The organism is Campylobacter concisus (assembly GCF_003048605.1).
GTDB lineage: Bacteria > Campylobacterota > Campylobacteria > Campylobacterales > Campylobacteraceae > Campylobacter_A > Campylobacter_A concisus_BM.
This window is the reverse complement of record NZ_PIRX01000006.1, coordinates 23597-46859: the sequence shown is the minus strand read 5'-3', so window position 1 is coordinate 46859 and position 23263 is coordinate 23597. Positions and strand designations below refer to the sequence as shown.

The following is a 23263-nucleotide window of genomic DNA, read 5'->3' as shown; positions in this document are numbered from 1 at the left end:
GAAATTTTTTATTTAGCTTAGATATAATCTATTAGAAAAATTTAAGAAAGGAAGTTTAAACTTTATGCCAAGCGACGAATCGCAAAAAAAGCACTTTAGTATGGTTAAAACCGTCACTTTGGTCGTGGTTTTGCTTTTTGCTTTCTTTGTAATTGAAAATTTAACTGTCTATTCATATAAATACAATAATGCGCTCTCTACAAACAACTTTGGCCTCAAAAAAAAGACTGAGTATCTAACAGATCAATATGTGAATTACTTTAAAAATATAAGTAAATTTAGTGTCTTAGATTTTCAAAATTACATAAGCAATGCCGCCTTTGGTGATGTCTTTTTACTAAAAGAAAATGGCAAAAATGGCTTTAAGATAGAGGCATCGTCAGACAAAAGCCTCGTAAATAAAGACTACGAAGACAAGAGCTGTGGCGACATCTATTCACATGATTTTCAAAAGAATTATTTCAAGGCTGAAATTTTGCCAGAAAATAGTGCTAAAGTATGTATGTTTGTCGCAGTAAATGAATATATTTTAGGCTTTAAAGCGCATATAGATCAAAGGATAACTGGCACTAGCGACCCATTTTATTTTCAGTGGCTGATGAAAAACATGACTGTCACTTTGATCTTAAGCTCGATCGGTCTATTTTTGGGGCTTGCGGTCTGTCTTTGGTTTGTATTTAAGTATCTAAACATCAAATTTGACTATCTAAAAGTAAAAGAAGAGAGCACTATTAAGATCGCTGAACTAAAAGAGAGGCTATACATCGATCCGATGACTGGACTTTTTAACAAGGCAGCACTCATAAAAGATGTGAGCGAGTATAAATATCCAAAAGTGATACTTATGGATATCGATGATTTTGGCAAGATGAACGACTACTACGGCAAATACGTGTGTGACCAGATACTAAAACAGATGGCAAATCTCATCAAAGAATTTGCAAAAAATGAGAATATGAAGGCTTATTGTATCGAGGCGGACAGATTTGCTTTGGTTGAAGATAATAACGACTTTATTGACAGATACGAAGAGCTTGCTGAAAATTTACTAGATATCTTTAAAGGCAGGATGCTTAGCATAAAAGATGAAAACGGCGTAGAGGTCGATGATATAGAAATTCACAACACCATAGGCTTTGCGCTTGATAGCGACCAGACCTTAAGAAAGGCGACCATCGCGCTAAAATCAGCTAAGACGCTTGATAAAGACTATGTTTGCTACTTTAAAGGGCTAAGTCAAAAAGATGAATACGCAAATCAGATCGAGCGCTCAAAGCTTATCCAAAACGCTACGATAAATGACAACATCGTGCCGTATTTTCAGCCGATATTTGACGAGAAAAAGATCCCTATAAAATATGAATGTTTAATAAGAATTTTAGACCGCGACGACGTCATCTCACCAAGCGTATTTTTGGATATCTCAAAGCGTATCAAGCGTTACGCAGACCTTGAAAAACAGCTGATTAAAAAGTGCTTTGAGCACCTCACTGAAGATCCAAATTTGGTTCTTTCTATAAATTTAAGCAGCCGAGATATGATAGATGGCGACGTCTCTGCGCTGGTTTTAAATTTACTAAACAAGCACAATGTCGCTGGCAGGATAGTTTTTGAGATAGTTGAAGACGAGGAGCTAAAGAGTGCTGAGCGCGTCTCAGTCTTTATCGAGCGAGCAAAGAGCATGGGTGCTATGATAGCGATCGACGACTTTGGCTCTGGCTACTCAAATTTCTCTTACATCATAAAAATCAAGCCAGACTACGTGAAGATCGATGGCTCTATCATCAAAGACATTGATATCAATAAAGACTCATACGCCATCGCAAGCGCGATCGTGGCATTTGCAAAGGATCTTGGCATAAAAACGATCGCAGAGTATGTTCATTCTAAAGAAATCTTTAACGTCTGTAAGGAGATAGGCATCGACGAATTCCAGGGATTTTACTTGGGACTTCCTTCTAAAAAGGCGTTTTAGTGGTAGTTAGCTTTTTAAAAGAGCTTTTAAAATTTCACTCTATCACGCCAGATGATGCAGACAGCTTGGAGTTTATCGCTAAATTTTTGCCTGATTTTGAGGCTAAATTTATAGAAAAAAACGGCACAAAAAATCTCATACTTTCTAAAATTTATGGAGACGGCGAGCATCTAGCCTTTGCAGGACACGTCGATGTCGTGCCACCAGGAGATGGCTGGGAGAGCGAACCATTTAGCCCACTTGAAAAAGATGGCTACATCTACGCAAGGGGCGCGCAGGATATGAAAAGCGGCGTGGCTGCCTTTGTTTGTGCTGCTAAAGAGGCTAAATTTGATGGCAAGCTAAGCCTCATCTTAACAAGTGACGAAGAGGGCGATGGCACTTATGGCACGCCTTTGGCACTTGAATATCTGCGTGAGATAGGGGATCTGCCAAAATTTTGCGTCGTGGCTGAGCCAACTTGTGATAAGAAATTTGGCGATAGCATAAAGGTCGGCAGACGTGGCTCGATAAATGGCAAGATCGTGATAAAGGGCGTTCAAGGCCACGTGGCATACCCAGAAAAATGTGTAAATCCAGTAAATTTAATAGCTCCACTTTTAAGTAAGATAGCTGATCACGATATGGACGGAGGGAGCGAGTTTTTTAGCCCAAGCAAGATCGTGGTGACGGACATTCGTGGTGGCATGCAAGTTTGCAACGTCACGCCAAGCGAGCTTAGCATAATGTTTAACGTTAGAAACTCAAATTTAACTGACGCAAATGACGTTGAGAGCTATCTTAGAAGCGTTTTAGATGGGCTTAGTTACGAGCTTAGTATAAAGCAAAGCTCGAAGAGATTTTTAACAAACAAAGATAGTAAGATCGTAAGAAATTTAATGGCATCTGTCACAAAGATCACTGGCGTTACGCCACTTTTAAACACAAAGGGCGGCACGAGCGATGCAAGACACTTTGCCGAATTTGGCGTAGACGCGATAGAATTTGGTGTAATAAACGATCGCATACACGCCAAAAACGAACGTGTCAGCATTAGCGAAGTAAATAAACTTTATGAAGTTTTTAAAGAACTTATAGAAAATTTCCGCTAATCTCTTTTATTATTAAATAGTTAAATTTAATCGCCATTTCTAGCGTTTTTTTAGAATAAATTTTCAAAAAATGGCTACGTTTTGCCTGAGAGCGAAACTACTACAAAGGCGATAGGACTTTTGCCAACTATCATTGCTATTTTATTTTTGATAGCACTTATCTTTGGTCTAAAACTTGGCGAAAATGGCGCATTATTTAGCTCAGAAAAAGGTCCAGGCTCACAGCATGCAAATTTATTTAACTCGTTTATTTGTGTCATCATCGGCGCATTTATGCAAAGAAGTAAATTTTGCTCAGTTGGCGCAATAAGCAAAATTTTCGAGCGTGACTTTTCGATGTTTTATGGCGTCATCTCTATCATCGTCTGCGCAAGCGTAACAAATTTGGTGCTAAATCAATACAAATTTGGCTTTGAAACTTAACCTATCGCTCACAATGATATGCTTTGGAATTTTCTTGGCATGACACTCGCTGGTCTTTGCTTTAGCCTAAGCTACGGCTGCCCTGGCAAACACCTAGTGCAGATGGGAGCTGGCATCACACCTTTTGCCCCGTATGCCGTAACAACCCTCATATCTACGCTATTTACGTTGAATTTTTACCAAAAAATCGTAATTAAATTTGACTGCTTTTGTAGGTTTTTGCTTATAAATTTTGAAGTTAAATTTTTGGAGAAATTTAGCCACTAAAGATGGCTAAATTTGAAGTTATCTTAGAATTTGAATTTTTGCTTTTGCGCGGAGTTTTTCGAAGTAATCACTCATTAATTTTTCTTGCTCGCCTTGGTAAAGCTCGTTTATAACGCTATCTTTTACATCAGCAAAGCTTGGTGTATATGAGCCGATCTTCTCTTTTACCAAAAACATATCAAAGCTGTCAGGTCCTTGCAAAGGCTGTGTGTAGTCGCCGTTATTTGTGCCTGAGATGATAGCGGCAAGCCTTGGATCTATGCTTTGGTAGTCCAAACTGACCTCTTGTGTTTGCACGCCGTCTAGTAGCTTCGGGCTTGTCTTTTGAGCTTCAAGCAGATCGGGGTCTTTTGCTCTATAAACTACGACTCTAGCGGTGCTAAAGACCTTAAATTTATCAGGATTAGCGTCAAAATACGCCTTTGCTTTTTGCTCATTTATATTTTTGCCAGCCTCAGCAGCTATGCTTTTATAAAGTTTTTCTTGAAGCATCTTGTGCTCTAGGTTGTTTTTAAAGTCCAAAAAGTCCATGCCTTGAGCTTGGATAGAGCTTCTAAACTGCGAATTTGTCATACCATTTTGCTTTGCGATCGCTTCGATCCTGTCGTTTAACTCAAAAGGTGTCACGCTTAAATTTAAGTTTTTTATCTGTGCATCTTCAAGTCTATCTCTGATAAGCAAATTTAAAGCGTCCTGCTCTGTTGTCTTTAGCTGTTCCTTCAAACTATAAACCTCGTAAAGCGTGATAGGCTCGTTCTCCACGATAGCTGCGATGCCGTTTATCATCTGAGCTGAATATAAATTTAAGGCACTTAACACGCCAACAGCCAAAAAGAGCAATTTTTTCATAATGAAACCTTTATTTAAGTATTTAGTAAATATAATTTTGGGCAATTATAACATAAAAATAAGGCACAAAATGATAGTTACTAGATTTGCTCCGTCGCCTACTGGATACCTACACATAGGCGGACTTAGGACAGCTCTTTATAATTATTTATACGCAAGAGCTAACAATGGAAAATTTTTGCTCCGCATCGAAGATACTGACTTAAAACGAAACTCAGAAGAAGCCACACAAGCCATAAAAGAGGCATTTGCTTGGTGCAAGCTAGATCACGACGGCGAAGTGACATATCAGTCAAAGAGGTTTGATCTTTACAAAGAGTATGTTAAAAAGCTGCTTGATGAGGGCAAAGCCTACAAATGCTACATGAGCAAGGACGAGCTTGAAGAGCTTAGAGCTAGCCAAGAGGCTAGAAAAGAGCGCCCAAAATATGATAATAGATATAGAGATTTTACTGGCACACCTCCAGCTGGCATCGAGCCAGTTATCCGTATAAAAGCCCCACTTAGCGGCGAGATCGTCATACATGATGGCATAAAGGGCGAGGTTAAATTTAAGGTTGAAGATATCTTGGACGACTTCATCATCGCAAGAAGCGACGGCACGCCAACATATAACTTCACAGTTGTGATAGACGATGCGCTAATGGGTGTAACTGACGTTATTCGTGGCGACGATCACCTCTCAAATACCCCAAAACAGATCGTTCTTTACGAGGCACTTGGCTTTAAGGTGCCAAAATTTTATCACGTCGCTATGATAAACGGCGAGGACGGCAAAAAGCTTAGTAAAAGGCATGGCGCGACTGACGTTATGGAGTATAAAAAGATGGGCTATTTGCCTGAAGCGCTCTTAAATTTTCTCGTTCGTCTTGGCTGGAGCCACGGCGATGATGAGATTTTTACTATCGAGGATATGCTTAAATACTTCAATCCAAACGATATCAACAAAAGTTCAAGCACCTACAACGCTCAAAAGCTTGACTGGCTAAATTCTCACTATATAAAAACTTTGCCTTACGAGAGACTAGCGCACGATATGCTCGAGTTTGGCGTGGATTTTAAGGCTTTGGTAAAGGGTGAGCTACTGCTAAATTCGCTCCGTGAGAGGTCAAAGACACTAATTGAGATGGCAAACAGCGCAAATGCGATCATAAACGCCCCAAAAAGCTATGACGAGAAAGCTTGGGTTAAATTTATAAATGAAAGTAGCAAAGAAATTTTGGCGAAATTTGCTCAAATTTTAGACCGTGACCTTGACGCAAAGGGATATGAGGAGCTAACTAATAAATTCTTAGAGCAAAATGGCTTAAAACTAAAAGACCTAGCTCAGGCTCTAAGGATAGCGCTAACTGGCTCAAGCGTGAGCCCAAGTATCTTTGAAGTGCTTGAAGTAGTAGGTAGCAACGAGATCAAAAACAGAATACAAAATTTATTAAAGGAAGAGAAATGACACATGTAACTAAAGAAGAGGCACTAAACTACCACATCGGCGGTAAGATCGAGATCAGGGTAAAGACACCTTGCGAGACTTCAAGAGACCTTTCAATGGCCTATACACCAGGCGTTGCTGAGCCATGCCGTGAGATAAATGCAGACACTGAACTAGCTTATAAATACACAAATAAGGCAAATTTAGTAGCTGTCATCACCGATGGCACGGCTGTTCTTGGACTTGGTGACATCGGCGCTATCGCTGGTAAGCCAGTTATGGAGGGCAAGGCGGTGCTATTTAAGAAATTTGCAAATGTTGATGCCTTTGACATCGAGCTAGATGAGCATGATCCTGATAAGATCGTTGAGATTTGCAAGGCTCTTGCTCCGACATTTGGCGGTATAAATTTAGAAGATATCCGCGCTCCAAAGTGCTTTGAGATCGAAAGAAAGCTTCAAGAAGCAGTCGATATCCCTGTAATGCACGACGATCAGCACGGCACAGCGATGATAACAAGCGCTGGCATTATAAACGCGATGGAAATTTCTGGCAAAGATATATCTAAGATAAAGATCGTAGTTAGCGGCGCAGGTGCAGCCGGCATCGCTTGCGCAAAGATGTATAAAGCACTTGGCGCAAAACACATCGTGATGATAGATAGCAAAGGCGTCATCCACTCAAAAAGAACAGACCTAACTCCAGAGAAGGTTGAATTTGCGCTTGAAACTGAGGATAGGACTTTGGCTGATGCGATGAAAGGCGCTGATATGTTTTTAGGTCTTTCTAAGCCTGGCGTTGTGACAAAAGAGATGGTTGCGTCTATGAACAAAGAGCCTATCATCTTTGCTTTGGCAAACCCAGTGCCTGAAATCTTCCCAGAGGACGTCGTAGCTGTAAGAGATGATGTTATGATGGGCACAGGCAGAAGCGACTATCCTAACCAAGTAAATAACGTTTTGGGCTTTCCATTTATCTTTAGAGGTGCGCTTGATGTTAGGGCTAAAAAGATCACTGAAAATATGAAAATGGCAGCTGCTAAAGCGCTTGCACAGCTTGCAAAAGAGCCAGTGCCAGCTGAAGTTTTAAAAGCAAGTGGCGTTAGCGAGCTAAAATTTGGCAAAGAGTACATCATCCCAAAACCATTTGACAAGCGCGTGCTAACAGCCGTCGCTTCAGCAGTTGCAAAAGCTGCAGTTGAAGATGGCGTAGCGAGAGTAAAAGATTTTGATGTTGAGGCTTACAAAGCCAAACTTGCAAAAGGTTTTTAATCAAATTTAGCCCAATTTTGGGCTAAATTCTCCTCTTGGCATTTTGTAAAAGACAAACCTTGTAAAAACAGTAAATTTAAGGACAAAAAATGCAAAACGTGAAGCTCATCTCACACCCATTGATCGAGCACAAATTAACCATTTTACGTGATAAAAACACCCAGCCTTTTCAGTTTCGTATGCTAGTTGATGAGATCAGCTACCTTATGATCTTTGAGGCGACTAGAAATTTAAAGGTAAAAGATGTCAAAGTCCAAACACCAGTTGCGGTGGCAGACGCAAAGAGGCTCACTACAAAGGTGATGATATGCCCTATCTTAAGGGCTGCGCTTGGCATGCTTGATAGCGTCTTTACCATCATCCCAGATGCGAGCGTTGGCTTTTTGGGCTTTCAGCGAAACGAAGAGACAGCGCAGGCTGAGTTTTTCTACGCAAAGCTTCCAAAAGACGCAAAAGAGCGCATGGCGATCATCATCGACCCTATGTTTGCAACTGGCGGCACGGCGATAGATGCGGTTAAGTTCTTGCGTGAGAAGGGAGTTAAAGAGATCAAATTTATCTCTATCATCGCCGCACCTGAGGGGCTAAAGAGATTTAGTGAAATTTACCCAGATGTCGAGGTCTATACGGCATCGATCGATGAGAAACTAAATGAGAAAAACTACATCGTTCCAGGTCTTGGTGATGCTGGCGATAGAGTTTTTAACACTCTTTAAGGGCTAAATTTGAACAAAAGACTTTTGCCAGCTCTAGTTGCCTTTATCATTGCTATCATCATCGGTACTTTCTTTTTTTCAAAAGAGGGTGGCGAGGCAAACAAAAACGCTCAAATTTTACTTGAACAGCTTAATAAAGAAGGTCAAAAGAGCCTAAAACTAGAGGCTGAGGGCTCATACACCTCAAAAGATGAGGTCGCACTTTATATCTATAAATTTAACAAGCTACCAAAGAATTTCATAACTAAAAAAGAGGCAATGGCTCTTGGCTGGGACGCAAAAAGCGGAAATTTATGGCAGATAAGCGGCGGCAAAAGCATCGGTGGGGATAGATTTTCAAACCGAGAAAAGAGGCTGCCTGAGGCTGATGGTAGAAAGTGGTTTGAGTGCGATGTGAATTATAATGGCGGCAGGCGCGGCGCTGAGAGAATTTTATACTCAAACGACGGGCTTATCTACTACACGCCCGATCACTACGAGCATTTTTACCTGCTTTATGAGAAGAGGATGCAATGAAAAGCGTGATCTTAGATGCCAAAAAGATGCTCGAAAAAGAGAAGATGCACGAGTATTTTGCGAAGAAATTTGACCTGCCAGAGTACTATGGCAAAAATTTAGACGCGCTCTTTGACTGTCTTTGCGAGATAAATGAGCCAACTCTTATAAAGCTAAAAAACGAAAATGCTTTGGATAGTGCCACAAAAGAGAGCTTAACCCAGCTATTTCGCGATGTTTGCAACGAAAACGCGCTAGTTAAATTTGAGCTTGTAAAAGATGAAAAATGATATTTGGAAAGATTGATTATCTAAATTTACTCCCATTTCACGTATTTTTAAAATCAGCCCCACTAAGCTCTCAGATAAAAAAGGCGATAGAGTTTAAAAAGGGCGTGCCAAGCAAGTTAAACAGAGCCTTAAACGCTAGAAAGATCGACGCTGCGGTGATCTCAAGCATAGCTAGCAAAAAGGCAAATTTAAAGAAGCTAAATTTTGGAATAGTCGCCAAAAAAGATGTCAAAAGCGTGCTTGTACGCAAAAACTCAGCCCCAAAACCAGACCCTGCCTCAGCTAGCTCAAACACCCTAGCCAAGGTGCTTAAGCTAAATGGCGAGGTGATCATAGGCGACAGGGCGCTAAAGGCATACTTAAGCGAGGGCAAAGAGTGCTTTTACGACCTTGGTCAAATTTGGCATGAAAAGACAAATTTGCCATTTGTTTTTGGTAGATTTTCTTACGTAAAAAATGGCTCGTTTTACAAAAAACTGGTCGCAAAATTTTTGCAAAAAAATGTAAAAATTCCAAATTATATATTAGCCAATTACGCTAAAAGCCGCGACATAAGCGAGCAAGATATCAAGTGGTATCTCAAATTTATAAGCTACAAAATAGGCCCAAAAGAGCAAAAATCACTTCGAAAATTTTTTAAAGAACATAGGTTTTTAAGAGAGGTAAAGTAGTAATAAGCCTAGGTAAATTTGCTAGCATCATTTTTATTATATTTGACCTTATAAATGGCGAAGATAACGAGGCTCGATACGCTATTTAATAAATTTTAAATATATTTTTAAATTTTAAGCTATTATTAATCTTAGCGTGAAATTTATGTTATAAAGATTTACTACAATTACACACAAAGCAAATCATTTTTGTTATTCCTTTTACTGATTTAAGCCTTGGTTTTTGCCAAGGCTTTTTCTAAATTTTATAAGCTTTATGAGTAGAGTTTATAAAATTTATCTAAAGGAGATGTTATGAAAAAGACTTTGAGTTGTGTTGCACTAGCCTCTGTGCTTTGCTCGAGCGCTTTTGCGATAGGCGGTCCAAGCGGAGCTAAACTTGACTACGCTATCACTGGGCAGATCGGCGAAGTAGTGGTAAATCCATACGATACTGCCCCACTTACAGCAGTCATCAAAAATGGCGGCTACACACTAAGCAATGCAAAAGTAACCATCGTGCCAAAGCAAGGCGGTCAGGTGATAAGCTACAAAGTGGCTGACAAGCATCTTCGCACACATGGTGGCATCCCAGTTTTTGGTATGTATCCTGACTATCAAAACACCGTTGAAGTCGAGTACGACAAGAGCTACAAGGGCAAGACTGAGCATATAAAAGAGAGCTATAAAATTTACGCCCCAGCTATCTACCTAGAGAGTGCTGGCACGCCAAATCAAAAGGGCGCGCTATTTGATAAGATCGAGGTTACTAAGCCAGCAAGCGCTAAATTTGCAAACCGCCTCTACTATGTAAATAACTTTGTAAATAAAACAGGCAAGGGCACAAAAGTCGTTTGGAACAACCCAGCCGGCGGTGCGATCGAGTGGAACTACAGCCCAAATAACTTCATCCTTGATACAAAAGGCGAGGTTAGATGGTATCTTGAGCCAAGTAAAATTTATGACCTAAAACAGCCATTTCACGCTGGTGTAATGATGGGCTTTAAGCAAAATGACGACGGCGCGATGACTTGGGGATATGGCCAAAGATACGCAAAATATGACATCATGGGTAGAGAAATTTTCAACCGCGAGCTACCAGCTAGCTACAACGACTTCTCTCACTCGATGGACGTAGCACAAAACGGACACTACTTCTTGCGCGTGGCAAATGCCGACTACAAAAGGGCTGATGGCAAAAACGTAAGAACAGTGCGCGACGTCATCGTTGAGCTTGACCGCGACGGCAACGTAGTTGATGACTTTAGATTATATGAAATCCTCGATCCTTACCGCGATATCGTGCTAAAAACGCTTGACCAAGGTGCAGTTTGCTTAAACATAGACGCTAAAAAAGCAGGCCACACAGCAAGCTCTGATGAACTTCAGTCTATGGATACACACGATAAATGGGGCGATATCGTAGGAGCAGGTCCAGGACGTAACTGGGCACACGTAAATAGCGTGGATTACGATCCAAGTGACGATAGCATCATCATCTCAAGCCGCCACCAAGACGCAGTTATAAAGATCGGCCGTGACAAACAAGTAAAATGGATCATGGGTGCTCACAAGGGCTGGAGCGATAAATTTAAAGATAAGCTTCTTCAGCCAGTTGATAGCAAAGGCAACAAGATCGTCTGCGAAGATGAGTACTCAAAATGCCCAGGATACGAGAGCGATAAAGGTGGCTTTGACTGGCAATGGACTCAGCACACGGCATTTAGGATAGATAGCAAGTCTAAAAAAGGCGAAATTTATCTAAGTGTCTTTGACAATGGCGACACAAGGGGCATGGAGCAACCAGCCATCGCTGGCATGAAGTACTCTCGTGCGGTCGTTTATAAGATCGATGAGAACAAAAAGACCGTTGAGCAGATCTGGGAGTACGGCAAAGAGCGCGGCAAAGAGTGGTATAGCTCAGTTACTAGCCTTACGCAGTATCAAGATGACCTTGATAGCGTTATGGTCTACTCAGCCGTTGCTGGTATGCAGTTTGACATCGCAAAAGGCCGCCCAGTAGGACTTCCTAGCCCGCACATCGATGAGTTTGAGTGGGGCGCAAAAGAGCCTAGCATCGAGATAAAGATGACAAATGCTATGGGCTATCAAGCGTTTCCATTTAGCTTGCAAAAAGCGTTTGAAAAGTAAATTTTTCCCTCCTTTGCTTCGGCAAGGGAGGCTTTTAGTTTTGTTTGATTTTAAAATTTAGTTGGTATTTTGCTCTCTTAAAACAACCTTTGCATTTTTCTCTCTTTTACAAAACTCTAAAAAATTTAATCCATTTTTTGTATCGTCATTTAGTCCGATGCAGCCAATTCCTCTCTCATCATGCGGATAAAGCGCTAAATTTAGGCTTGGAAAGATGAAAAAGCACCACTCATTTAAGGAGTATGTATAGAGCATGAGTAGTTTAGCTAGATATTTGATCTCATCAAATTTTAAAGTATCTATCCTAAGGCAGATGGCAGGCAACAAAATTTCACTATTTAAACCAAGATCAAAGTGTTCATTTGGCTCTTGTAAGATGCCTAGCTTTTTAAATTTATCGTGCAATTGTTTTATTTCAAGCGCTTCATCGTTCAAGTTAGTATCATCATAGGTTAAAGCGCTTATGATAAATACTTCATTTTTAAATTTATTAAAATATTTATCGAAAAGTTTTAGCGCAGTATCTACCTCAGAGGTCCAGTTTTCATCCTCTATCTCAAAAAAGCCTATCCAGTTTTTAGAATGGCTAAAGGAGTTAAAATTTATATCGTTAAGCTTTAGAGCATTATTTATTAAGCTTGATAATTTTTCCATTTTGATTTTACTCAATGAACGATCTGGTTCTGTAAACCCTATAAACTCAAAGCCTCTCGCATAGAAATTTCTATCTTTTTCTCATCGAGGCTGCCATTATAAAATAAATTTAACGCCAAGACCGCTTGGTACAAGAGCATATCAGCTCCGTCTTTGCATGCTAAATTTTGGCTTTTTGCCTCTTTTAAAAATGGCGTTTGCTTGCCGTAAATAACATCAAATGCAAATTTAGCACTTTTTAAAATGCCATCTAAAATCTCTTTTGGTGCTGGCAAAAGATCATCTTTTAGCCCTGCTGAGGTCGAATTTACCACTAGATCAAATTTATGCTCTTTATAGTCATCCCAGCTAAAGCACTCATAGTGATCTTTAAATTTATCAAGTCTTGCCTTGCTTCTATTTAGTATGCAAACATCTATGTTTTGCGATCTAAGTGCGTAGACTAGGGCGTTTGCGGTGCCTCCAGCTCCAAGGATGATGGCGCTTTTTGCCTCTTTGAAATTTGCTATCGCTTTTAAAAAGCCAGGTGCGTCAGTGTTGTAGGCATAAATTTTCTCATTTTTTAGCACCAAAGTGTTTGCAGAGCCTATTTTTTGAGCTGCCTCTGAGGCGTCATCGGCTAAATTTAGAGCAAATTCTTTATGCGGGAGCGTGACATTTGCGCCGTTTAGTTTTAAGGATTTAAATTTATTGATTAGCTCATTGCCATCTTTTAGCAAAACCCTAGTATATAGGGCATCAAGAGCTAGATCGGCAATGGCTTTGTTGTGTAGTCTTGGAGATACCGAGTGAGCTATCGGATCTCCAAAAACTGCAAAGGTTTTCATTTTGCTCTAAAGACAAAAGCGTCTTTATTGACATCTTTTCTTATGTCATTTACAGCTTTTTGTAGCCCTTTTTCATCAAATGGACCAACTAAAATTTTAGTTAGCTCGCCAGCTTTTATAGTTTTGTAGCTATAACCTTTGGCTGCTATTTTTTTCATATAGTCGGCATTTGGGTTAAATTTACTAGTTGCAAATACTTGAACATAAGAGCCTTTTGCGACGCTCTCAGCTTTTGCTGGAGTTTCAGCTTTTTTCTCTACTTTTTCTGCTTTTGCAGGAGTTTCAGCCTTTTTCTCTACCTTTGTTTCAGGTTTCTTCTCGGGCTTAGTTTCAGCTTTTTTCTCTGTTTTTACCTCAGTTTTAGCTGGCTTTGTTTCAGCTTTTTTGGCTGGAGCCTCTACCTTTGCCTCAGCTTTTTTAGGCGCTTCAGCTGGATGCTCTACAGCTTTTACTACCTCTTTTGGCTCTTCAGTTTTAGGAGCTGATTTTGCGCCTTCTTTATCTTTTAGCTTTTTGATCATATCTTCAAAATCATCTTGTTGCTTGTTTTCAGGCACGATAGGCACTTGCTCGAAAAGTTGTGTATCGCCTTTTTTAACATCTGAATTTGTATCTTGTGCAGGCACCTGCGTATCGACTGGCTGCTCTGCTGGCACTGGAGGCAGAACTAGTCTTGAGTCGGCTTCATTTTGTGCTTGTGTTGAGTCGCTTGAGTTTATAAGCTTCATGGCTACGATGATGATTAAAAAAAGTATAACAAGAGCTGCTATAAACATAAGAAGTTTCTTTAGTTTTGCACCCTTTGCCTCATCATCTTTTTCTAAAAGTATATCTTTTAACTCTTCGTTTTCCATTATTTCTCCTTACATATATTTTGACCAACTTGCCCCACGCTCTTTTTGATAGAGGTTATATGGCAAAGTTAGGATGTTAAATTCTTTTGGCATATCTTGATTTGGGAACATTCTCCACTCTTTGGCTAGCTTTTGTGAGAGCTTTGCGCTTAGCATATTTGCAAGCGTGCAAGCTTCATTTAGCGTAGTGTGACCTTTATGCACATAAAGGTGCAAATGTCCTGGCGTCTTGGTCTCGTAGGCTGTGAAATTTATAAAGCCTTCTTCTCTTAAAAGAAGCTGCGCTCTATGCCAAAACCTATCTGGAGTTCTGCCGTTGTAGTCAAAGACTATATTTTCGACCTTGTCACTTGCATTGATTAGCGAGTGGGCGATTATAGCTTTGCCCTCCTCATGCTCTTTCATGACACTATAAGTTAGTGGTTCGTTGATCTTTTCAAATTTATCAAAGAAAATTTTGCCCTTGTACTCTATCTTATTTACGATCGTGTCACGTTTGATGTAGTAGTGGGTCGTGATAATTTTTATAAGAGATGTGTCGATACTTTGCATCAAAATGTCGCTTTATCGTAGATTATAAATTTATGAGCAAGATCGACTAGTTCGGCTTTTATCTTCTCTTGTAAAGATGCGTTGTTTATGTCGCTTAGAACGTCAGCGATCTTGTTTGCTATTAGCTCAAACTCAGCCTCTTTCATACCACGAGCCGTAAGAGCTGGACTACCTACACGTATGCCGCTTGTGATAAACGGACTTCTTGTCTCGCCTGGGACTGTGTTTTTATTTACAGTTATGCCAGCGTTTCCAAGAGCGATGTCCGCGTCTTTCCCGCTAAATTCGCGGTTTAAAAAGCTCATTAGGATTAGGTGGTTATCAGTGCCGCCACTTACTAGTTCAAAGCCTCTACTTATTAGCACTTCGCCAAGTTTTTTAGCGTTTGCTTTTACTTGTTTGGCGTAAATTTTCCACTCAGGGCTAAGGTTGTGCTTAAAGCCAACTGCCTTTGCAGCGATGACATGAACTAGCGGACCGCCTTGGATGCCTGGGAAGATAGAAGAGTTTATCTTTTTAGCGTACTCTTCGTTGTTTGTCATGATGATGCCGCCTCTTGGGCCTCTTAGAGTTTTATGCGTAGTTGAGCTTACGACGTCGCAGTGTGGGAAAGGATTTTGATGCTCGCCGGCTACCACAAGACCAGCGATATGAGCAACGTCTGCAAATAGTATAGCGCCAACAGCGTCAGCTATCTCTCTAAATTTCTTAAACTCAATCTCTCTTGTATATGCGCTCGCGCCACAAACGATCATCTTTGGTTTTACTATCTTTGCGATATCCATAACTCTATCGTAGTTTATGCGACCATCAAGCTCGACGCCGTAAAAGAAGCTCTCATACATCTTGCCAGAGCTGCTCACCTTTGCGCCGTGAGTTAGGTGTCCGCCGTGGCTTAGATCCATGCCTAAAATTTTATCGCCTGGGTTAAGCAAAGCACCATAAACGCCTTGGTTTGCCTGAGAGCCTGAGTTTGGCTGAACGTTTGCGAATTCGCATCCAAAAAGCTCTTTGCATCTATCGATCGCGATTTGCTCGATCTCATCGACAAATTCGCAGCCACCATAATATCTCTTGCCAGGGTAGCCTTCGGCGTATTTGTTTGTTAGGATTGAGCCCATCACTTCCATGACTTCTGGATAAGTGAAATTTTCACTAGCGATCATTTCTAGATGGTCGCACTGGCGTTTTAGCTCTAAATTTACTAGATCAAAAATTTCTTTATCGTAGCTTTGCAAACTCATTTTTCATTCTCCTTTGTCTCAGTTTTTAGTGGTCTCATCGCTGGGAAGAGAACAACGTCGCGGATTGATTTTTTATCTGTTAGAAGCATCACAAGTCTATCTATGCCTATGCCTTCGCCTGCAACTGGTGGCATGCCGTATCCTAGGGCTTTTACATAGTCTTCATCCATCTCGTGAGCCTCGTCATCGCCTGCGTTTTTAGCGTCGATTTGCGCTTTAAAGCGGTTGTATTGATCGATTGGATCATTTAGCTCGTTGAAGCCATTTGCTAGCTCGCGACCAGCGATAAATAGCTCAAATCTCTCTGCCACGTCAGGATTTGTGTCGCTTCTTCTTGAAAGTGGGCTTATAGAGATCGGATAGTCGATGACAAAAGTTGGGTGGATGAGCTTGCTCTCCACGTAGTTGTCAAAGAGTTCAGCCTGTAAGTGGCCAAGGTCAAGCTTTTCGTTTGCTTCAAAGCCATCTGCTCTTAGTTTTGCTAAAATTTTTGCCTTATCGCTTACGATATCTTCAGCAAGTCCGCCTATCTCAACTAAGGCTTTTTTATAGCTTATGCGTTTAAATGGCTTGCTAAAGTCAATCTCCATGCCATCAAAATTTATCACTTTTTCCATGCCAAGCTTTTCTAAAATGACATTAAATAAATCCTCTGTGATGCCCATTAGATCGTGGTAGTTGTGATATGCCCAGTAAAACTCTATGCTTGTAAATTCAGGGTTGTGGGTTAGATCCATACCCTCGTTTCTGAAGTTTCTATTCATCTCATAAACAGCTTCAAAACCGCCAACTACAAGGCGTTTTAGATATAGCTCGGGAGCGATCCTTAGGTATCTCTCAACTCCAAGGGCGTTGTGAAATGTCACAAATGGTTTTGCATTTGCGCCGCCAGCTATTGGATGAAGCATCGGAGTTTCGACCTCTAAAAAGCCCTTTTCTTCAAAAAATCTTCTAATCGTGCTTATAATCACCGAGCGCTTTTTAAAATCAGCCCTAACTTCAGGGTTCATTATCATATCAAGGTATCTTTGGCGGTATCTTGTCTCAACATCAACTAGCCCGTGGTATTTCTCTGGAAGCGGACTTATCGATTTTGTAGCTAAGCTAAGCTCATTTACATGCATTGAAAATTCGCCAGTTTTTGTTATAAAAGCGTAGCCTCTAACATAGACGATGTCGCCTATTTCTACATATTTTTTAACGATTTTAAACCACTCTGGATCAAGCGTCTTGTTGCTAAAATAAATTTGTAAATTTCCATTTTCGTCTTCGATGTTTGCAAAAACCGCTTTACCAGCGTCACGGATCAGCTTTATCCTGCCTGCAAGGCCTACTAGCTGCCCCTCTGCTTTTTTCTCTTCTGTATCTTTTATATAGTTAAATTTAAGTCTAAATTTAGAGATATTCATATCTCTTCTAAGAAAATGTGGATATGGATTTATGCCTAAATTTCTAAGCTCATCTATGCTTTCTAATCTTTGAATTTCGTGTTGGTTGTCAAATATCACCTTACTTTCCCTTTATATTATTTTTTGAACATTTTTCGCAAATTCCATAAAGCTGCATCATGTGACCAGTTAGTTTAAAGCCATGCTCTTTTGCGATGCTTATCTGCCTTTTTTCTATCATAGGGTCTTCAAATTCTATGATAAGGCCGCACTTTCTGCATATCATGTGGTCGTGGTGTGGCTTTGTGGCAAGTTCAAATTTCTTGCCTTGAGAGCCAAAGCTGATAGATGTTACCATCTCTGATTCTTCTAGTAAATTTAGCGTCCTATAAACAGTTGCGATGCCGATATTTAGCTCAGGATAGGTCTCTTTTATAAAAAGATATAGCCTCTCTGGTGTAAAGTGCTCGTCGTTGTTATAAAGCGTTTTTAGCAAAATTTCACGCTGTTTTGTATATTTTAAACCGTTGTCGCGAAGAACTCTTTTAAATTTCTCAAGCAAGGCATCATATTCTAAATTTTCTATCATTTTTCTTCCCCTTTAGTGACATTTGTGTCGGTGTTTGTGCTCGCATTTGCATCCATTGATATAAATGCATCACTCTTGTTTGTATCCTTTGGTCTTACTACCATCTCATCTAGCTCATTTTTGATGTTTTTCACATCGATATTTGTTATCCATCTACCAGTTTCAAGTAGGAGCGGATAGACCTTGCTGTTTGTAAAGTATGGCTCGATCATTTTATTTAGCGAAGTGCCTGACATCACGGCAACGACTGCTGAAAATGTGAGGAAAATTTTGCCACTTCCCATGACAAATCCACCAAGCCTATCTAAAAAGCCAAGGCCGCTTACTGAAACTATCTTTGATAAAAATTTGCCAACTAGCAGACAAACTAGCCAAAAAACTAGCCAAAGTCCGATAAATGCGACAAATTGTAAAAATGAAGGATTTTCAAATTTATAGATATTTTTGCTTATGAAGCTCTCAGCTACATCTGAAAATCTACTAGCGACAACTAGACCGCCGATAAGTCCGATAAGTCCAAAAGTCTCTTTTATAAGCCCGTTTATTATGCCTTTTACACCAAGTATCAGGACAAGGGCGATGACGATAATGTCAAACCAAGTTACTAAATCCATCATACAGTTCCTATTAAATTTTGAAGTTCTTGCTGGCTAGTCGAGTAGGCTAGCGCGTTTTCTTTTGTGATCAAGCCCTCTTTTAGCGCTTTCATCAGGGCTTGAGTCTGCGTGCTCATGCCAGTTTGTTGCTGATTTAGCTGCATTTGAGAGTAAATTTGATGCACTTTGTTTTCGCGTATCAAGTTTGAAATCGCCATATTATTTATCAAAATTTCATGTACAGCGCACCTTCCGCCGCCTATTTTTGGGATCAGACTTTGTGAGATGACGGCAGTTAGCGAAACGCTAAGCATATTTCTTACTTGAAGCTGTTCGCTTCCATCGAAGCTATCAACGATCCTATTTATAGTTTGTATGGCTGAGTTTGTGTGAAGAGTGCCAAAGACTAGGTGTCCAGTCTCAGCCGCTGTAATAGCCGTAGAGATCGTCTCTCTATCCCTCATCTCGCCCACAAGTATGATATCTGGGTCTTCACGAAGTGCAAATTTTAGCGCCTTTGAGTAAGAGTGCGTGTCGGTGCCGATATTTCTATGTGAAAATAGGGCTTTTTTGTTATTGTGCACAAACTCGACTGGGTCCTCAACAGTGATAATGTGCTTTCTATAATTTAAATTTATCTCATTAAGCATCGCTGCAAGCGTCGTTGATTTACCACTGCCTGTTGGTCCAGTAACCAGGATAAGGCCTTTTTCTCGTTTGATGATATATTTAAAAATTTGTGGTGCATTTAGATCATCAAGCGAAGGGATGTCAATAGGTATGATACGAAAAGCTGCGGCTAGATCGCCATTCATCGTGTAGTAGTAGTTGCCACGAAAGCGGCCGATATTTGGAAGCTCAATAGCAAAGTCAAGTTCTTTATTATTTTCAAGTTCGCTCTTTTGGGCATCTGTGATTAGAGCGTAGCATAAATTTTCTATATCTTTGCCACTTAGCACGCCAAATTCAAGTGGCCTTAAAGTGCCATCTATCCTTATTTGAGGCTCAGACCTTGAGACTAGGTGGAGGTCACTGGCTTTATTAAAAACAACGGTTTTTAGAAGCGTTTGGATGTCACCAGAGAGATTGCTCTCTGATGTTTTGGTTTGGGCATCCGAGCTTTGCGCTCTTAGTTGTTCGATTAGATCCATATTTTACTCTATGATCTTTGGCACGGCAAAGAAGTGTCCCTCGCGTGAAGGGGCGTGCTTTAAAATTTCATCGACAACGTCACTTAAATGTGGCTCATCTTCTCTTAATGGAGTGCCACCTTTTATAGAGCTAACTACGGCCTCATCGCTGCTTAGATCAAGCTCGTTTAAAATATCGACAAAAGATACGATTTCGCTTAATTGTTTCTTGATCTCTTCTCTTTTTTCATCATTAATTTGTAATGCGGAGAGTTTTTCTAGTTTATTTAAGAGAGTGTCGTCTATTTGCATTATTAAGCAACCTTTTAATTGATTTTGAGGCATTATATCACATTCAAGCTTTAATTTTGGGCTACTTTTAATTTAATTATGCTAAAATCTGCGAATTAAAATTTTTCAAAAGCAAGGAAAAACGTTGGCTATAAAAGAAGACTTAACCGAGATAAAAAAAGAGATCGACGCCCAAGAGCAGTTTCTTGAGAGTATGATCAAGGGAGAGCGTTTTTTTAGGAAATACAAAACTTTGCTGATCGTGCTATGCGTTGCAGCTATCGTCGCACTCATCGGATTTTACGCTAGTAAGGTTTTAAACGACAACAGGGTTGAGGAGGCAAATTTAGCCTATTCAAAGCTTATCTTAAACCCAAATGACGCAAGCGCTTTAAATGTTTTAAAGGAGAAAGAGCCAAGCTTATATGCACTTTTTTCACTTGGACAAATGCTCGATAAAAACGATACAAAAGGCATTAGCGAGCTTGTAAATTTAAAAGTAAATCCAATCGTAAAAGATATCATCCTTTCACAAACTGGTGATGCAAATACTCAAATTTTAAGCGAATACAACGCACTTTTAAAAGGTTTTGAGCTTTTAAAACAAAATAAAATCAAAGAGGCAAATGTGGAATTTGACAAGATCGCACTTGACTCACAACTTCAAACTCTAGTTAAAAATTTAAAACACTATCAGGGAATAAAATAATGAAAAAACTTACACTATTCTTGGCTTTTGCCTTGGCTTTAGTTCTAAGCGGATGCGGCACAAAAAGACAATATTTTGAGCCTGCGCAAACTTCTGGTGAGATATCTTTGTCAAAAGATCTTCCTTCTTACATCAAATCAGCAAATGCAAATGGCGCAACGCTTGATAATGGCAACATCATCACGAAAAATGGGCTAAATAAAAGCATTATCTTGCCTGAAAATTTCAACTTCTTAAATGAAAACAACGGCTTTGTTATCTCAGCTAGCATAAATGGCGACCTAAACGTGACTGATCCTAGCGGTCACAGCGTTTATAGCGGTAAATTTCCAACTGCGATCGTAGCAGCTTCGCTTGATCAAAACCAACTTGCAGCTATCAGCGCATCAAACCACATCTATCTAATCGATATAAGCACTGCTACTACGCTAATGGAGTATAGCTCATCTGACATCGCTGCGGTTGATTCAAGAGTTGTGGCACCTTACTTCATGAGCTCGCTCATCGTCTATCCAGCACTTGATGGCAAAATTTACATCGTGCAAAAAGATAGTGGTAGAATTTTACGTGACGTGGTCGTAAGCTCTGAAAATTTCTTTAACAACATCATATTTTTAGGCGTTGAGGGCGATAATCTAATCGCAGCAACAGCCAAAAAACTAATCGTCATCAACCCAAGCCAAACAGTCTATTATGACGGCGAGATCAAAGACGTGCTAGTTCATAACGATGAAATTTACATCTTTAAAAAAGATGGCACGATCGTAAGAACAGACCTTATGCTAAAAGAGAAAAATAAGGTAAATTTCAAATTCGCTATCTTCTCAGCAGCAACCATCATCAACAACAAGCTCTATGTAATCGAAAAAACAGGCTATGTTATAAAGACAAATTTAGACCTTAGCGGAGCTGAAATTTATGAGTTTAGCGACGAGATAAAAGATAAAAGCTTCATGGGTAATGGCGCATTTTACTACGATAACGAGTATGTTAATCTAGGGCAATGAACCAAAAAATTTGGGAGCTTTTTGAAGCTAAAAAGATCTTGCTAAGGGATCTAAAAAGGCTTGACCTTAGCGAATTTACCAAGAAACGCTCGCTTGAAGCGTTTTTTGGTGTTGATACAAAAAATTTCTACGAGATCGTTTTTTTAAGAAGTGCAAAGAGCAGGCTTTTGCTCAAAGAAGCCAGCGAGATAAATGAAATTTGCACTAAATTTGAAGAGAAATTTCAAACCAAGATCAAAAAACGTGTGATCTTTTACAACTCTCAAATTTGCTCAAAATCCCTAAACTACTTCAAAGAAGAAGGCTGGAGCTGTTATGATTTTGTGTGATATCGGCAACACCAACGCCTCTTTTTTGCAAAATGGCAAGATCACACATATAAAAGTTAGCGAATTTAAAAACTACAAGCCAGACGAAAAGGTCTATTTTATCTGCGTAAATGAAGAAATTTTGCGCATGATAGATAATGACGAAATGTTTGTAAATTTAGAGCCTTACTTTGAGATAGACACGATCTATCAAGGTCTTGGAGTAGATAGAAAAGCAGGGTGCTATATGATAAATGATGGCGTTATAGTAGATGCCGGAAGTGCCATAACCGTCGATATAATGGCAAACTCACTTCATCTTGGCGGCTACATCTTGCCAGGCATCGCAACTATGTTAAATGCCTACAAAACGATCTCACCACGCCTTGATGTGACACTAAATTCACAAATCGACATCGATGCATTGCCTCAAAAGACGAGCGACGCTGTGAGTTACGGCATCATAAAGCCCATTATCACGCTCATTTCAAAGCTTGCAGGCAGCAAAAAAGTATATTTTACTGGCGGAGATGGCGACTTTTTATCTAAATTTTTTAAAAATGCCATTTGCGACAAGATGCTGATCTTTCGTGCCATGCAAAAAATAATCGATGAGAAAAAGGAAATTTTAAAATGATAACAGTAGCCTTGCCAAAGGGCAGGATCGCAGAAGATACACTTGAAATTTTTAGAAAAATTTTTGGCTCTAGCTTTATGTTTGAGGATAGAAAGCTTATCCTTGAAGAGGGAAATTTTAGATTTTTAATGGTTCGAAACCAAGATATACCAACATATGTCACCGAAGGTGCTGCGGACATCGGTGTGGTCGGCCTTGATGTGCTTGAAGAGCATAAGCCAAATGTGGTGAGACTACTTGATCTGCAAATAGGTAAGTGCAAGGTCTGTATCGGCATAAAAAACGAAGAAGAGCTTGATTTTTCAAGGTCTGAGCTAAAGATCGCTACAAAAATGCCAAATATCACTAGAAACTACTTTGCCAAGCTTGCCGTTGGCGTGAAGATCATCAAGCTTTATGGTTCGATCGAGCTAGCGCCACTTGTTGGGCTAAGCGATGCGATCGTCGATGTGGTCGAAACTGGTTCAACTATGAAGCAAAATGGGCTAAAAGTAGCTGGTGATATCATGCAAAGCTCAGCTTACTTGATTGCAAATAAAAATAGCTTCATCATCAAAAAAGATGAAATTTTGGAGCTTTATCAAAAGATAAAAGATGAAATTTCAAAGTAAAATTTGAAATTTCGGCTTCTAAATTTAAAAATTATTAAATTTATGCCACTAGCTTTATCCAAATTTTAAAAGCTTTGCTACTAAAATTTAAGCTAAGTAAGATAGGGCAAAAGCAGTAGCTGCCACTATATTTAAAAGTTAAATTTGAATGTATTTTGTTGGGTGCAAATATGTTTTTCGGTTAGGCTTATGAGCTGGCATGATCAATTTTATTTCAAAACCAAATTTGATATATGTAGAGCCAGTTTAAATTTGAAAA

The 23263-nt window shown here is 39.8% G+C and carries 27 protein-coding genes; 16 read left to right on the top strand and 11 right to left on the bottom strand.

Annotation, left to right across the window (positions count from 1 at the left end):
• Nucleotides 1–64: 64 nt before the first annotated feature.
• From CVS86_RS05980 to CVS86_RS10250, 4 genes are all read left to right on the top strand, one after another.
• On the top strand, nucleotides 65–1975 hold the full coding sequence (locus CVS86_RS05980; protein WP_107791291.1) for an EAL domain-containing protein: 1911 nt from the start codon (nucleotides 65–67) through the stop codon (nucleotides 1973–1975).
• Entirely contained in the window at nucleotides 1975–3066 is a 1092-nt protein-coding gene (gene dapE / locus CVS86_RS05975; RefSeq protein WP_107791290.1) for a succinyl-diaminopimelate desuccinylase, read from the top strand. Before CVS86_RS05980 ends, dapE begins: the two co-directional genes overlap by 1 nt.
• An 81-nt stretch (nucleotides 3067–3147) precedes the next feature.
• Nucleotides 3148–3489 carry a hypothetical protein gene (locus tag CVS86_RS10255; protein ID WP_234399240.1) on the top strand — a complete coding sequence of 114 codons (342 nt, stop codon included), beginning with the start codon at nucleotides 3148–3150 and terminating at the stop codon, nucleotides 3487–3489.
• A gap of 18 nt (nucleotides 3490–3507) precedes the next feature.
• Nucleotides 3508–3756: a hypothetical protein gene (locus tag CVS86_RS10250; RefSeq protein WP_234399239.1), complete on the top strand. Its 249-nt coding sequence runs from the start codon at nucleotides 3508–3510 to the stop codon at nucleotides 3754–3756.
• Nucleotides 3757–3774: 18 nt separating this feature from the next.
• On the opposite strand, the gene CVS86_RS05965 is transcribed toward CVS86_RS10250, so the two are convergent.
• Nucleotides 3775–4605, bottom strand: coding sequence for a peptidylprolyl isomerase (locus tag CVS86_RS05965; protein WP_107791289.1), 831 nt, complete (start codon nucleotides 4603–4605; stop codon nucleotides 3775–3777).
• 70 nt (nucleotides 4606–4675) lie between these two features.
• On the opposite strand from CVS86_RS05965, the gene gltX reads away from it, so the two are divergent.
• From gltX to CVS86_RS05930, 7 genes are all read left to right on the top strand, one after another.
• Nucleotides 4676–6055 (top strand): glutamate--tRNA ligase, encoded by a 1380-nt coding sequence (gene gltX / locus CVS86_RS05960; protein ID WP_107791288.1) that lies wholly within the window; start codon nucleotides 4676–4678, stop codon nucleotides 6053–6055.
• Nucleotides 6052–7305: a malic enzyme-like NAD(P)-binding protein gene (locus CVS86_RS05955; RefSeq protein ID WP_107791287.1), complete on the top strand. Its 1254-nt coding sequence runs from the start codon at nucleotides 6052–6054 to the stop codon at nucleotides 7303–7305. The genes gltX and CVS86_RS05955 overlap by 4 nt, the downstream gene beginning before the upstream one ends.
• An 89-nt stretch (nucleotides 7306–7394) precedes the next feature.
• Nucleotides 7395–8021, top strand: coding sequence for a uracil phosphoribosyltransferase (upp, locus tag CVS86_RS05950; protein ID WP_004317747.1), 627 nt, complete (start codon nucleotides 7395–7397; stop codon nucleotides 8019–8021).
• A gap of 9 nt (nucleotides 8022–8030) precedes the next feature.
• Nucleotides 8031–8537: a ribonuclease domain-containing protein gene (locus CVS86_RS05945; RefSeq protein WP_107791286.1), complete on the top strand. Its 507-nt coding sequence runs from the start codon at nucleotides 8031–8033 to the stop codon at nucleotides 8535–8537.
• Nucleotides 8534–8806 (top strand): barstar family protein, encoded by a 273-nt coding sequence (locus tag CVS86_RS05940; RefSeq protein WP_107791285.1) that lies wholly within the window; start codon nucleotides 8534–8536, stop codon nucleotides 8804–8806. Before CVS86_RS05945 ends, CVS86_RS05940 begins: the two co-directional genes overlap by 4 nt.
• Nucleotides 8803–9477: an MqnA/MqnD/SBP family protein gene (locus CVS86_RS05935; RefSeq protein WP_107791284.1), complete on the top strand. Its 675-nt coding sequence runs from the start codon at nucleotides 8803–8805 to the stop codon at nucleotides 9475–9477. Before CVS86_RS05940 ends, CVS86_RS05935 begins: the two co-directional genes overlap by 4 nt.
• A gap of 294 nt (nucleotides 9478–9771) precedes the next feature.
• Nucleotides 9772–11607, top strand: coding sequence for an aryl-sulfate sulfotransferase (locus CVS86_RS05930; RefSeq protein WP_103573127.1), 1836 nt, complete (start codon nucleotides 9772–9774; stop codon nucleotides 11605–11607).
• 57 nt (nucleotides 11608–11664) lie between these two features.
• Here CVS86_RS05930 and CVS86_RS05925 read toward each other — a convergent pair whose 3' ends face one another.
• The 10 genes from CVS86_RS05925 to gatC are packed head-to-tail and all read right to left on the bottom strand — an operon-like array spanning nucleotide 11665 to nucleotide 19753.
• The gene (locus tag CVS86_RS05925; protein ID WP_107791283.1) at nucleotides 11665–12261 is read right to left on the bottom strand and encodes a hypothetical protein; all 597 of its coding nucleotides are present in this window, start codon (nucleotides 12259–12261) and stop codon (nucleotides 11665–11667) included.
• 38 nt (nucleotides 12262–12299) lie between these two features.
• On the bottom strand, nucleotides 12300–13088 hold the full coding sequence (locus CVS86_RS05920) for a shikimate dehydrogenase (protein WP_107791282.1): 789 nt from the start codon (nucleotides 13086–13088) through the stop codon (nucleotides 12300–12302).
• Nucleotides 13085–13942 carry an SPOR domain-containing protein gene (locus CVS86_RS05915; RefSeq protein ID WP_103611678.1) on the bottom strand — a complete coding sequence of 286 codons (858 nt, stop codon included), beginning with the start codon at nucleotides 13940–13942 and terminating at the stop codon, nucleotides 13085–13087. Before CVS86_RS05915 ends, CVS86_RS05920 begins: the two co-directional genes overlap by 4 nt.
• A 9-nt stretch (nucleotides 13943–13951) precedes the next feature.
• Nucleotides 13952–14494, bottom strand: coding sequence for a DUF1882 domain-containing protein (locus CVS86_RS05910; protein ID WP_002941307.1), 543 nt, complete (start codon nucleotides 14492–14494; stop codon nucleotides 13952–13954).
• A complete protein-coding gene (locus CVS86_RS05905; RefSeq protein WP_103611679.1) occupies nucleotides 14494–15738 on the bottom strand; it encodes a serine hydroxymethyltransferase in 1245 nt (414 codons plus the stop codon). The genes CVS86_RS05910 and CVS86_RS05905 overlap by 1 nt, the downstream gene beginning before the upstream one ends.
• A complete protein-coding gene (lysS, locus tag CVS86_RS05900; protein WP_223154912.1) occupies nucleotides 15735–17243 on the bottom strand; it encodes a lysine--tRNA ligase in 1509 nt (502 codons plus the stop codon). The genes CVS86_RS05905 and lysS overlap by 4 nt, the downstream gene beginning before the upstream one ends.
• Before the next feature lie 4 nt (nucleotides 17244–17247).
• Complete coding sequence (locus tag CVS86_RS05895; RefSeq protein ID WP_002941362.1) at nucleotides 17248–17715, bottom strand: Fur family transcriptional regulator; 468 nt, start codon at nucleotides 17713–17715, stop codon at nucleotides 17248–17250.
• On the bottom strand, nucleotides 17712–18329 hold the full coding sequence (locus tag CVS86_RS05890; protein ID WP_021085046.1) for a CvpA family protein: 618 nt from the start codon (nucleotides 18327–18329) through the stop codon (nucleotides 17712–17714). The genes CVS86_RS05895 and CVS86_RS05890 overlap by 4 nt, the downstream gene beginning before the upstream one ends.
• Complete coding sequence (locus CVS86_RS05885) at nucleotides 18329–19462, bottom strand: type IV pilus twitching motility protein PilT (protein ID WP_002941386.1); 1134 nt, start codon at nucleotides 19460–19462, stop codon at nucleotides 18329–18331. Before CVS86_RS05885 ends, CVS86_RS05890 begins: the two co-directional genes overlap by 1 nt.
• 3 nt (nucleotides 19463–19465) lie before the next feature.
• Nucleotides 19466–19753 (bottom strand): Asp-tRNA(Asn)/Glu-tRNA(Gln) amidotransferase subunit GatC, encoded by a 288-nt coding sequence (gene gatC, locus CVS86_RS05880; RefSeq protein WP_021087429.1) that lies wholly within the window; start codon nucleotides 19751–19753, stop codon nucleotides 19466–19468.
• Nucleotides 19754–19877: 124 nt separating this feature from the next.
• On the opposite strand from gatC, the gene CVS86_RS05875 reads away from it, so the two are divergent.
• The 5 genes from CVS86_RS05875 to hisG are packed head-to-tail and all read left to right on the top strand — an operon-like array spanning nucleotide 19878 to nucleotide 23004.
• Entirely contained in the window at nucleotides 19878–20441 is a 564-nt protein-coding gene (locus CVS86_RS05875; protein ID WP_103599528.1) for a hypothetical protein, read from the top strand.
• On the top strand, nucleotides 20441–21448 hold the full coding sequence (locus CVS86_RS05870) for an L-seryl-tRNA selenium transferase (protein WP_107791281.1): 1008 nt from the start codon (nucleotides 20441–20443) through the stop codon (nucleotides 21446–21448). The genes CVS86_RS05875 and CVS86_RS05870 overlap by 1 nt, the downstream gene beginning before the upstream one ends.
• Nucleotides 21445–21777 carry a hypothetical protein gene (locus CVS86_RS05865; RefSeq protein ID WP_012140325.1) on the top strand — a complete coding sequence of 111 codons (333 nt, stop codon included), beginning with the start codon at nucleotides 21445–21447 and terminating at the stop codon, nucleotides 21775–21777. The genes CVS86_RS05870 and CVS86_RS05865 overlap by 4 nt, the downstream gene beginning before the upstream one ends.
• A complete protein-coding gene (locus CVS86_RS05860) occupies nucleotides 21764–22393 on the top strand; it encodes a type III pantothenate kinase (protein WP_107791280.1) in 630 nt (209 codons plus the stop codon). Before CVS86_RS05865 ends, CVS86_RS05860 begins: the two co-directional genes overlap by 14 nt.
• On the top strand, nucleotides 22390–23004 hold the full coding sequence (hisG, locus tag CVS86_RS05855) for an ATP phosphoribosyltransferase (protein ID WP_012140323.1): 615 nt from the start codon (nucleotides 22390–22392) through the stop codon (nucleotides 23002–23004). The genes CVS86_RS05860 and hisG overlap by 4 nt, the downstream gene beginning before the upstream one ends.
• The last annotated feature ends 259 nt before the right edge of the window (nucleotides 23005–23263 follow it).